General features: G+C 35.1%; 7 protein-coding genes. 1 reads left to right on the forward strand and 6 read right to left on the reverse strand.

Features of this window, described 5'->3' with window-relative positions; translation table 11 throughout:
* The 6 genes from VLC96_RS18280 to VLC96_RS18305 form a co-directional block, all read right to left on the reverse strand.
* Positions 1-2,496, reverse strand: a 2,496-nt coding sequence (locus VLC96_RS18280) for a DUF8693 domain-containing protein (RefSeq protein WP_491700825.1), incomplete at its 3' end; no start/stop codon positions are given.
* 362 nt (positions 2,497-2,858) lie between these two features.
* Positions 2,859-3,356, reverse strand: coding sequence for a hypothetical protein (locus VLC96_RS18285; protein ID WP_325265239.1), 498 nt, complete (start codon positions 3,354-3,356; stop codon positions 2,859-2,861).
* Positions 3,357-3,421: 65 nt separating this feature from the next.
* Positions 3,422-4,288 (reverse strand): chromate resistance protein ChrB domain-containing protein, encoded by an 867-nt coding sequence (locus VLC96_RS18290; protein WP_325265241.1) that lies wholly within the window; start codon positions 4,286-4,288, stop codon positions 3,422-3,424.
* Positions 4,289-4,648: 360 nt separating this feature from the next.
* Positions 4,649-5,818, reverse strand: a complete 1,170-nt coding sequence (locus VLC96_RS18295) for an efflux RND transporter periplasmic adaptor subunit (protein ID WP_325265242.1) — start codon at positions 5,816-5,818, stop codon at positions 4,649-4,651.
* Positions 5,819-5,941: 123 nt separating this feature from the next.
* Positions 5,942-10,303: a CusA/CzcA family heavy metal efflux RND transporter gene (locus tag VLC96_RS18300; RefSeq protein WP_325265244.1), complete on the reverse strand. Its 4,362-nt coding sequence runs from the start codon at positions 10,301-10,303 to the stop codon at positions 5,942-5,944.
* A gap of 99 nt (positions 10,304-10,402) precedes the next feature.
* On the reverse strand, positions 10,403-10,726 hold the full coding sequence (locus tag VLC96_RS18305; protein WP_325265246.1) for a DUF6660 family protein: 324 nt from the start codon (positions 10,724-10,726) through the stop codon (positions 10,403-10,405).
* A 247-nt stretch (positions 10,727-10,973) separates the two neighbouring features.
* Here VLC96_RS18305 and VLC96_RS18310 point away from each other — a divergent pair.
* Positions 10,974-11,826: FAD-dependent oxidoreductase (locus VLC96_RS18310; protein WP_325265248.1), on the forward strand; the 853-nt coding region annotated here is incomplete at its 3' end.

Below are 11,826 nucleotides of genomic sequence, written 5' to 3' on the forward strand. Positions count from 1 at the left end.
GGTTTTGTTTTTTACAGCAACGATTAGGTCTTTGGAAGTTTTATCAAAATCATTAACACCCAAATCATTATTAATAAATTTGATTACAAACCGGTCATCAAAAGTGCCGTCAACACTCGAAAAAGTATAGCCACCTTTGCGCAAATCATTCGTAGTATTATTTGTTTTGTCATACAAGTAAATAGGTTGATTAACTAAATCCCCATCGGTGTGGCTAATACTTATTTTGAACTGACTTGCCATAGCAGGTTGCTTCTCTAAATTTACCATAAACCCTAATGGAACTTCATCTGTATCGACAAATGGAGCAGGAAGCCCTTGAATAGCAAGATGTCGGTAATATATATGCGGATTATGCATACTGTAGAAATCAACATATTTATTGTTATTAAAATCAATTCCATCGAATGAATCTGTAACACCATTATCTGTTTTGGTTGCTCCCGGCACGTAACCAATTAAAATCTGCTTGAATAACCCTTCTTCATTGGTTAGGTTCAGCCATAATCTGCTTTTGTCGATATCCGTTTTTTTACTCAATTTAAAAAACTGAGAATTATTACCTCCAACACGCATAGAATTTTTAAAAATAATTGGGGCATAACCGTCACTAAATACGAAAAAACCTTGTCCAGACCTAATATATTCTATATCTGGAACTATACCATTATCAGTCGAAACTCCCCCTGTAGCATTATAACAAGCAAAATCGGAACTTTTATATTTATTTACATTAGTATTTGCAGTATTAGGTTTAGAGCTATTTACCCAAAAGTAAATAGTCTCAGACATACCAGCCGCAATATTATTTACCTTAATAAATTCATTGTAATCCAGTGCGGAGGGATACGGATTTCCTATTAAATGCCATAATCCATGGTATTGAATGTTAAATAAAATATCACCATTATTAGGAACTCCTTTAAATTCTGCCGAAAAGACTGCCGTCGTAACATCGCTATATGTCTTTGGTGCCATTATTGCAACTCCTGCACCAGCGCTCATGCTATTTACCCCATTATAATTTACAGACCAAACATCATTATCAAAAAGTTGAAATCCATTTTCCGAAGTGTTAGGCGATACATCATGCAAAGTCAATCCTGACACTGGTGAAGACCACAACGTATAATCATTTTTATACATTCCATTGCTATTGCGCTTATAGGTAATAACTCCAGTATTTACGGCAGCATTTTTTTGAACAAAACTGGAATTATTTTCAAAGGTTAAAGTTCCTCCAGCAACAGCAACTTCATTTAGAAGAGTCAAAGTGTTTCCCGTATTGATAGTTACATTTCCTGAATTTACCTTACAATTACACCCGTATAAATCTCCAAATGAACTAAAATCTCCAGCAAAAATAATCTGATCACTACTTGTTGGAGGCGTTCCACCAGTCCAACCCGAGCCATCCCAAGTTTTTGTAGGCCCCGTACAAGGAATTCCCACTTTAAGAATTCCTGTATTTGATAAAAAATAGATTTCATTTATATTTGTTGCTGATGATGTGATACCACCCCAAGTTCCTGTCACTTGTTCAGTCACAACACCCCTACTTCCACGAACAATCAAAGATCCTGCAGTATGAGTCACTTTTGAACCTAAATCTACATTTTTAGGATATGCTGCATAAACTCTATTGAGCGTTAAAGCATTTTTAATGTTTACTGGAGAATTAGGAAACCTTCTAATTCCGGAGAAATCTAAAGTAAGATCATAATATTCGGTATTTAGAATGGCTTGATCTACAAAAAGGGCATTGTATAAAACTTCAGTATTCATTCCAGAAAGCATGATTATGTTTGTTCCTGTTGTACTCAATAAAAATGGATTAGCTCCACCTAATGATAACACTCTTCTTCCTAAATTATTAGCCGTAGTAAATGTAGCTGTACTTAAAACATTGGGATTTGAAGGTGTAGTACCTGTATTTTCGTTAATGGTTTTTATTTGACCATTTACGGTAGTAGTTCCTTTTTCCAAACTGAATATAGCGTTGTTTGTATATGTACCATCATACGAGCTGCTATAAATCGTTAAATCACCATAAATGCTAAGATTAGCAAAACTCTTTGCAATTGTTGTATAATTGGCACTTTTAGGGTCTGATAAGTCTCCTACATCAAATGAGTTACACATTAAAGTTCCCAAACCTTGGATTGTTGCAGTTATGTTTTGCGAGTTTGATGCGTCAACTACAACTTTGTTAGCCAACAAAACATTATCTAAGGCAATATCCAGAGTGCTATTCTGAAATATTATTGAATCGCAAGTAGTATAAGTATCAACAGTAATTGTATAACTGCCCGTTAATATTACCTCATCATCGGAATCAGGAATACCATCTGCATCACTAACCCCCGTACTTGAATAATACCAAGTAGTAGGGTCATTCCAATTTCCTGTTTTTAACGAAATGAAAGTTGATTGTCCAAATCCAAAACCATGAACTAAAAACAGTGCCAGTACACTAAAAAATAATTTTGTTTTCATATATTTTGAGTTTAGTTTATAAAAGAATCCGTTACGCTAGAACCTTACTGCAGTAAAAAATAAAGTTGTTATGTGCTAAAAAATATTTCCCCAATTAGCTATTTCATAAAAGGAATAGCTATTCTATCTGTAGTCTATAATAATTTGGGGTAAAAAAGAATTGCTTTTTTAATGCACTGTAATTCAGTTAATTAAAAAATATTGTATCAAATGTAGTAAATATTATTTTAGAGTTACTGATTTATTTTTTGGTATTACTAATAATGCTAAAAGCTCATTTTTTTAACAAAAAAACCTCCAAAATCTATTTGATTTTGGAGGTTCCAATTTTTTGTGAATTATTAAACTATGCCATAGTTTTTTTAAAAAGCAATTCCAAATTGAAAACTTGCACCAAATGATGTTGGATGTCCATTGCCAAATCTTAACGGCAATGGTACAGCGACAAAATAACTGCAATTTTCGCTTTTTATAACAGTCTTGTTGAATACTGGCGTAATTCCGTATCGACCACTCGTGTCAAATGCGGCTCTACCTGCAAAGGTGAATCCGTTTCCTAGTGCTACTAAAACACCGGGATGAAATAATATACTGTTCATTTTGTCATTTCCATCCTGTACTTTGATATTCGGTACAATTTCGACTGAAAATCCAATTTTTGAACTCTTCCAAATATTAATTCCAGTTGGAAAACCAACAGCATAATAATCTCTAAAATTTACAGAAGTTTCTTCACTACTAAACGAAACTATTGGGTGCAGTATCCCAAAATAGCCGGTTATTTTTGGATAGGTAGTCTGAGAATAATTTTGAGTACTAATAAATAGTAGAAAAATGAGGGTAATAAATCTGAATTGCATGGGTTTTGTTTTTGTAATTAAAAAAAAAACAAAATTAATTCTACCGAATAAGTAGAAATAGAACGCTATTTACCTTTTGTATCTGAATTACTTTTTTGAATTTTTCTTCTATACGATGAAGGATTTTTCCCTGTATGCAGTTTGAAAATTCGGGTAAAATGACTTTGGTCTGAAAAGCCAGTCATATACGCTATTTCTGTTAATGTGTAAGCAGAATTTTCAATAAGACCAATAGCTTTTTCAATTCGAAGTTTTCTAACATAATCTCCAAAATTTAAATCCTCAAAGTACTTAGAAAATTCTCTCGAAAGGTAAGAAGGATTCAAATCCAGCTCATTCGAAATTTTCTTTAAATCAAAAGCAAATTGAGTATCAATCTGATCCTGAATAATTTCTTTTAAGTCTTTGACCCACGACGGCGTTTTGGCAGCTGGTTTTTTATCTTTTAGAAATTTATTGTAAACTTCATGCAGCAAATTCTCAAAAGGACTGTTTTGCAAATGTTTTTGTTTGTACAAATGCGTTGCCCAGCTGTATAACGCATCATACAGGATCATTCCCGTTTCCAACAATTTATAATCGCCCTGAATATTATAAGAAAGTCCCGCAGAAATCGCCCATAGTCCCGCCGATTCTTTTGCAATATCATGTCTGTCGGTGTCTGCTCCACGAACAATTCCGGCTATAATCGAAATAGCAGGATCATTGATCTGATGTTTTTTTATAATAAAATCAAAGGTACACTGTTCGTCATAATGCGTGTATTCAACATTTGGAATATCAAATGGAATGGCATTCAATTCCTTCGCTTTATCCAAAACCATATCATACGGAACATAAATGAATTCAGCTTCAAAATCGACAAATTTCCGAATAAGCCAAGGGCAAGCTATTCGATCTATTTTAGGTCTTTCTCTGGTGATCCATTTCATTTGAAAAAAATATAAAGGAGATTTTGTTGTTCAAATATAAAGCTAATCTGTATTCCGACCATTTTCTTCGATCAAAAAGTGTCATTTGGGCAAGACCACATTTAGGAAAAGGGGCAAGATTTAGCAACCGTTTATACGCCCCTTTCCCTAAATGCGGTCGGGCTATACGCGCTACTTCGGTAGCCAGCTGCTATCCCTCTTGCGGCTTTTAGGTTTCAAAAAAACATCATATCAATTATCTGACTAAGGAAAATCTTCGTACAGAATTACTTTCGTTAGAATTTTTATAATTCAATTAAAAATTTTGCAATCTCAATTCTGCTTTCTAAAATCTTAATTCACTTACTATCTACTACAATCTCATTCCTCCTCCTCACTATTTTTCATTTTGGAAAGCAAATCATAAGCGCCATTGGTAACCACTTTCCAATTTTTATAATCAGTAGTTTTATCGAAAATGAGTTCGGTGTAATCAAGTTCGCTAACGCCTGTTTTTACAGGAGTCAATTGGTATTGCGATGCTCCTTTTTCTTTTGGAGTTTTATTATTGGCAATAAAAATATATTTACTTCCTTCAAATTCAACGATTGCTTTTGAGGGAACTGCAGCAACTTCGCTACTGCCACTTTCAACCAATGCTTTCAAATACATTCCCGGCAAAAGACTGGTGTCTTCTTTGTCTAAATGACAATGAATTTTAACTGTTCTTTCGGCACTGATTTCTTTGCCAACCAAATATACTGTCGCCATTCTTTCCTGAGTTTCATTTGCCAAAATAAAACGCACTTTTTGACCGATTTTCAGCTTCGGTACGTCTTTTTCAAAAACGGTTAATTCAGCGTGTAAATGTTCTGTGTTTGCAATTTTAAACAACACATCTTTATCATTTGCAAATGCACCAATATTAGTATTTACCTGAGTTACATAACCATTAATTGGAGAATAAAGCGGAATCGTGCTTTGAATTGTACCTTGTTCCAGCTTTGCCATATTGATATTCATAAGCTGTAATTTGGCTTTAAGTCCTGAAACTCTCGCACGCATGCTTTCGTATTCCGATTTGGATTTTTGAACTGTTTTTTGTGCGTTCACATTTTCTTTTGACAACTCTAACTGGCGTTCGTATTCCAACTTTAAATAGTTCAACTGACTTTTAAAATCAATATAATCCTGTTGCGGTTGCACATAATCTGCGTTTTGCATAATGGCTACAATTTGCCCTTTGCGAACTTTGAGTCCTTGCAACATATCTGTACTTTTTACAAATCCGCCAAAAGGTGCCGAAATAGATACCAAATTTTGTGGTGGCACATCCAACATTCCGTTGACTTTGGTTGTGCCACTAAGCGCTTTTTCTTCAATTGTTCCTATTTGAATGGCTGCCGTTTGATACTGTTCGGGAGTAATCTCTACTGTGTTGACATCCGTTTTTGGTTCTTCGGTGACAGTTTCTTCTTTGGCTTTATTTCCGCAACTAAGCAGGAATAGCGCTGCAAAAAGAAATGGTATAATTTTATAGCTTGATTTCATTGTTTGTGTATTTAGTTTTTTGCCACAGATTAAACGGTTTATATGGATTAAATCCTTCTAATCATTTTAATCTGTGGCGATTTTTTTTATCCTAAATCATTTTAAAATTTATTTTTTATCATCTCAATTTTTACCTGAAAGATATTCCAGTAAAGTGATGCTTTGGTTGTATTGCAAAATGGACGAAAGATAATTTTCTTTAATTCCATTAGCTGTTTTTAGATTCAAAAGATTTTCAGAATAACTGATTTCTCCATTTTTATAAGCACTTTGGCTTTTTGTTAAAATTAAATTAGCATTAGGCAAACCCGAAGTTTTATAATATTCTAAACTGGATTTGCTTTTTTGAAACTCCTGAATTGCTTGTTCGTATTGTCCTTTCAAATGGATTTGATTATTTTCTAAAGCCGCTTGGGCAATCTCTTTATTAATCGAAGCCGATTTTATTTTGGAATTGTATGAGCCAAAAAATATTGGAATCGAAAGTCCTAAATGAAACCCTTGAAAACGGTCACTCGAAGTCGCTAAATCTGCATTTGTAGCATTTATTGGAGAACCGATCAACGATTGGTTGAAATAACCAACAGTAATATCAGGCAACATTTTGGCACTTTCTACTTTTTTCTGTTTATCGGCAACTTCCATTTGTTGCTGAATGTATGAAAGAATAGGATTTTCGCTCGTCGCTTTTTCATCATTTATAACTGAAAAAGTTTGCTCGGCTAATTCTTTATTAGCAATAGTAACCGGTTGTTGGTTTCCTAAAAGTGTTTGCAGTTGCGATAAATAAATTTGAATGTTAGCATCGTTCTCTTTTAAGATATTTTGTGTTTCGTACAGCTGCGTTTCGGCAGTGCTTTGTTCCAATAAAGTGCTTTCGCCAGTTTTGTAACGCAAAGATGCCGACTTTAAAAAGCCTTGATAAATACTGTCTTGTTTTTTCAAAAGTGATTGTTTGGCATATAAATACTGTAATTGCAAATAGGTTTTTTTGATGTGAAAAACCAATTCGTTCTTGGTAATATTTGCTTTCAATTCACTGCTTTTAATGAGTGCATTTCCTAAAGAAGCATTAGCTGTCAATACCGTCGGAAACGGAATCGTTTGTGAAATCCCGAAATTATTGTCGTTTTTAATATAACTGTTGATTTGTCCAAATTGTCCTGAAATTTCGGTTTTAGGAATTTCGACAATCGCCTTCTTAGCCTGTTGTTGGTACTGAATTTCCAATTGAGAAGTCGTAATTTCTTTATTGTTTTTTAATCCCAACTCAATAGCTTGGTCTAAACTTAAAGGTTGTGTTTGTGCCGATGAAAAATTTACTGTCAATAGCAAAGCAATAACGGTTACTGTTGAATTCATTTTTGTTGTCTTTTTATTGAACTTTTCAAACCATATATAAAGTATTGGTAAAACCAATAATGTGAGTAATGTTGCAGAAATCAGTCCGCCAATAACGACTGTTGCTAACGGTTTTTGAACTTCGCCACCGCTTCCTTGCGACAATGCCATTGGAAGAAAACCTAAAGACGCAACCAAAGCCGTCATAATTACCGGACGCAAACGCACCGAAGTTCCTTTGATGACAATCTGTTTCAAATCGGTCATGCCTTCTTTTTTAAGGTTGTTGAACTCGGCAATCAGTACAATTCCGTTGAGAACGGCAACACCAAATAAGGCAATGAAACCGACACCTGCGGAAATACTAAAAGGCATACCACGCAACCACAAAGCGAATATGCCACCAATTGCCGAAAGCGGAATGGCAGTATAAATCAAAGCGGCTTGTTTTATCGAATCGAACGCAAAAAACAAAAGCAAAAAGATAAGTAATAATGATACAGGAACTGCTATAGCCAAACGTTCTTTGGCAGCTATTAAATTCTCAAAAGTTCCGCCATAAGTAGTGTAATAACCTGCTTCGAATTTTACTTGTTTGTCAATTTTAGATTGAATTTCTTCTACAGTGCTTTCGACATCGCGACCACGAACATTAAAGCCAACAGTAATTCTGCGTTTGGCATCGTCTCGTTGAATTTGGTTTGGGCCTTCTTTATAATCAATATCGGCAACTTGGTCTAACGGAATTTGGTTTCCATTTGGAGCAGTTACAAATAGATTCCTGACATCATCAACCGTTTGGCGGTTTTCTTTATCCAATCTAACCACTAAATCAAATCGCTTTTCACCTTCGAATACCAAACCTGCGGTTTCTCCAGCAAAACCGGAACGTATGGCAGTATTTACATCTTCGATATTTAAACCAAATTGAGCAATTTTCTCTCTTTTAAATTTAATCACAACTTGCGGTAAACCCGAAACTTGTTCGACATAAATATCCTGTGCTCCATCAATTTTTGCAGCAATGGCTCCAACTTGTTTAGCGTATTTTGCCAGTTTATTCAAATCTTCACCATAAATTTTGATAGCCACATCTTGTTTTACACCTGAAATTAATTCATTAAATCGCATTTGAATTGGTTGTTGAAAACCAAAAACAACACCTGGAATATATTGCTCTAATTTCTTTTGCATTTTTTCGGCCAAATCATTGGTAGTAGAGGCTGATGTCCACTCACTTTTATCTTTTAGAATTACCATTAAATCACAAGCTTCCACAGGCATAGGATCTGTTGGGATTTCCGAAGAACCAATTTTTCCGATGACTTCCTTGACTTCCGGAAAATTATTTTTTAAAACTTTTGCCGCTTTTTGCGTGGTTTCAACAGTATGTGATAAACTGCTTCCGGTTAGCATTCTCGTTTCGACAGCAAAGTCTCCTTCGTCTAATGTTGGAATAAACTCGGCTCCTAAATAAGTAAAAACAATACCACTGATTGCAAGCAAACCAACTGCCATACTTATTACAAGTGTTTTCGATTGTAAAGCAAAGTTAAGGGTTGGCGTATAAGCCCTTTGAATCGCATTAATAATCCGGTCCGAAATATTTTCTTTGTGAATGATTTTTTTATTCAAAAATAAAGCACTCATCACGGGAACATACGTCAATGACAACAGAAATGCTCCCAAAATCGCAAAAGAAACGGTTTGTGCCATCGGGCGAAACATTTTCCCTTCGACACCCACTAAGGCGAGAATCGGTAAATACACAATCAAAATCACAATCTGTCCAAATGCTGCGGAACTCATCATCTTTTTTGCATTACTCAAAACACTGTGATCCATTTGGTCTTGTGTCAGTTCTTGTCCTTTGTGCTTAACATATAAATGATGCATTGTGGCTTCGATAATAATTACTGCTCCGTCTACTATTAAGCCAAAATCTAGCGCTCCCAAACTCATTAAATTTCCATCGACTTTGAAAAGATTCATCAAACAAATGGCAAATAATAAGGCTAACGGAATTACCGAAGCAACGATTAACCCCGCTCTTAAATTTCCGAGTAGTAAAACCAAAACAAAGATTACGATTAAGGCGCCTTCCAATAAATTTTTAGAAACAGTTCCAATTGCACTGTCCACTAATTTTGTGCGATCCAGAAAAGGTTCTACAATAACTCCTTCGGGCAATGTTTTTTTAATTTGCTCCATTCGGGTTTTTACATTCTTAATTACTTTTGAAGAATTGGCACCTTTTAACATTAATACAATTCCACCAACTACTTCGCCCTCGTCATTTCGGGTCATTGCTCCGTAGCGTGTGGCTGCACCAATTTTTACGTCGGCAACATTGCGAATAAGTGCCGGAATACTATTGGAATTTGTTTTTACGACGATGTTTTCGATATCCTCAATACTTGTGATCAAGCCTTCGCTTCGAATAAAATAGGCATTTGGATTTTTGTCAATATAAGCGCCTCCTGTATTTTGATTGTTTTTTTCTAAAGCATCAAAAACATCTTTAATGCTGATGTTCATGCTGCGGAGTTTGTCTGGGTTTAAAGCGATTTCGTATTGCTTTAAAAAACCGCCAAAACTACTCACGTCGGCAATTCCTTCAACGCCTAAAAGTTGTCGGCGAACAATCCAGTCCTGAATAGTACGCAACTCCATCGCATTGTATTTAGATTCATATCCTTTTTTGGTATGGATTACGTATTGGTAAATTTCGCCTAAACCTGTTGAAACTGGTGCCATTTGTGGTTTTCCCATTCCAGGGGGAATTTGGCCAATCGTTTCGTTAAGTCTTTCACTTACTTGTTGTCTTGCCCAATAAACGTTTACATCTTCTTTGAAAACAACCGTTACAACCGACAAACCAAAACGGCTAAAAGACCTAACTTCTTCAATATCTTTTATGGTTGACATCGTTTGTTCCACTGGGAAGGTTACAAACCTTTCGATATCTTCGGCACCATTACTTGGCGAAGTGGTGATTATTTGAACCTGATTGTTAGTGATGTCAGGAACGGCATCAATGGGCAATTGCCTAACAGAATACACTCCCCAAACGATTAAGGCCAATACCATTAGCCCAATAATCAGTTTGTTTTTTATAGAAGACTGAATGATTTTATTTAACATTGTGAAATATTATTAATGAATTAGAAATCAGCAAATAAGTCATTTGCTTTTTTTTGTGGTATAAACACAAATTTCTAACCCGAAATTACTCGGGCATCATTATACTATTTGAGGTGGTTGCCAAATACTTCCGTAAAAATTGGAATGAAAAACGGAAGTATAAAAAGAATTTAAGGTTTTAATTCCTCCAAATTTGATTGGAAAATTATAGACTATTGGAGAAAATACAGTCATGATTTGTTGTCCGCAACAGTTGCAAACGCAAAATGGAGAGCACAAATCATCGTGGTGTTTATCTGATGAAGTGTTGGTTTCGTTATGAAAAGTTGCCGTTTTATTTCCAATAGTATAGCTTGCGTCAGCACATGGCATGCACGACAACACTACTATATAAATTGAAAAAAGGAGGTTTAGAAATTTCATAGCGTAAATGTAATTTTTTTATAGAACTTCTAAACAACAAATTTAAGGCATATTGTTAAAGTAGTTTTGCACAAGCAGTCTTTTGTCTTAAATTTGCGCGATTGTATCATTGCAAAAAAATTAAAATATATTCTTTTATCAAATATAATAAAATTGATAATCAATAATTTACCATTAATTCTAGCGTCAATTTGTGTTGGCAAAGTTTTTTTTAAAAGAATCAAAATCTAGTTAAATAAAAAAGGAAGTGATAAAAGCGGAAAATGAAAAGCAAAACTGGATTGTTTGTAATGAATGTCAGGGAAGAGGCAAAAAAAGCCAAAGAATCAGCAAGAAACTACGACTACAATATCAAATTGCATTAGAACAATTTGAAAAAAATAAAGGTCAAGGAACCGTTCCGGTCCGTCCTAAAGCTCACTTAATTACCTGCATAAATTGTTCCGGATCTGGCTTGATTCAATCTTCTTCGCTTCCTGTAGTTGATACCGAAAATTACCCACATGTTGCTATTATTGGTGCTGGAATTGGCGGAGTAGCTCTGGCTCTGGCTTGTTTGCACCGCGGAATTCCTTTTACTCTTTATGAACGTGACAGCAACTTCGAAGCCCGATCTCAAGGTTACGGACTCACTTTGCAACAAGCTAGTAAGGCAATCGAGGGTTTAGGAATTTTTTCATTAGAAGAAAGAGTAATATCCACAAGGCATTTGGTTCATACCACCGAAGGGAAAGTTATAGGAGAGTGGGGAGTCCGGAAATGGTTGCAATCAGAGGTGAAAAATTCTCCCAAAAGAACCAATGTACATATCGCGCGACAATCTTTGCGTCTGGCTTTATTGGAGCAACTAGGAGGAAATGATAGGGTTCAATGGGGGCACCAATTAGTAGATTTTAAGCAAACTAATAATGAAGATGTTGAATTAAGTTTTCAAGTGGATGGAAAGATAAAAACCTCCAAAGCAAATCTTGTGGTTGGTGCCGATGGTATTCGTAGTTCGGTGCGAAAATTATTGATTGGTGATGATGTTACACCCTTACGTTACTTAGGTTGTATTGTGATATTGGGTATTTGTCCTTTGAGTGCTCTCGAAGAAATTA

The sequence above is a fragment of the Flavobacterium sp. genome (assembly GCF_035456085.1).
GTDB lineage: Bacteria > Bacteroidota > Bacteroidia > Flavobacteriales > Flavobacteriaceae > Flavobacterium.

Excerpts from the sequence above, each read along its gene's own strand:
- VLC96_RS18285 (WP_325265239.1), bottom strand. The coding sequence starts at position 3,356 with ATGCAATTCAGATTTATTACCCTCATTTTTCTACTATTTATTAGTACT.
- VLC96_RS18290 (WP_325265241.1), bottom strand. The coding sequence starts at position 4,288 with ATGAAATGGATCACCAGAGAAAGACCTAAAATAGATCGAATAGCTTGC.
- VLC96_RS18295 (WP_325265242.1), bottom strand. The coding sequence starts at position 5,818 with ATGAAATCAAGCTATAAAATTATACCATTTCTTTTTGCAGCGCTATTC.
- VLC96_RS18300 (WP_325265244.1), bottom strand. The coding sequence starts at position 10,303 with ATGTTAAATAAAATCATTCAGTCTTCTATAAAAAACAAACTGATTATT.
- VLC96_RS18305 (WP_325265246.1), bottom strand. The coding sequence starts at position 10,726 with ATGAAATTTCTAAACCTCCTTTTTTCAATTTATATAGTAGTGTTGTCG.